Here is a 393-nt window from a genome sequence, read left to right on the forward strand (position 1 = left end):
CCATGGAGGCGGCCACCGCGAGGTCCTGATAGACCGTCTCGATGCCGTGGGCGCGTGCGCTCTGCGGACCGGAGAACTGGATCGGCTCGCCGTGCAGACGTATCTCGCCCGCGTCGGGGACCAGCGCGCCGGTGAGCGCCTTGATGAGGCTGGTCTTGCCGGCTCCGTTGTCGCCGATGACGGCCAGGACCTCGCCGGGCATCAGGTCGAAGTCGGCGCCGTCGATGGCGGTGACATGGCCGTAGCGCTTGACCAGACCGCGGGCCTGAAGGACGGGGGTGGGGGAGGTCATCGGGCCTTCTTCCGGGAGATCTGGTCGACGGTCACCGCGAGGATGACCAGGACGCCGGTGATCAGGGTCTGGTAGATCGAGGCGACCCCCATCAGCTGGAG

At 68.7% G+C, this 393-nt stretch carries 1 protein-coding gene and 1 pseudogene; both read right to left on the bottom strand.

The genetic code is table 11. The features are described from left to right. Positions 1–292 (bottom strand): ATP-binding cassette domain-containing protein (locus GTY47_RS40025; RefSeq protein WP_010049396.1); only part of this gene is annotated, 292 nt, incomplete at its 3' end. Further along, positions 289–393, bottom strand: a pseudogene (locus GTY47_RS40030) (ABC transporter permease); the annotation flags it as partial. The pseudogene GTY47_RS40030 and the gene GTY47_RS40025, both read right to left, overlap by 4 nt.

This window comes from Streptomyces sp. SID5464 (assembly GCF_009862985.1).
In the GTDB taxonomy this organism is placed as follows: Bacteria; Actinomycetota; Actinomycetes; order Streptomycetales; family Streptomycetaceae; genus Streptomyces; species Streptomyces chartreusis_D.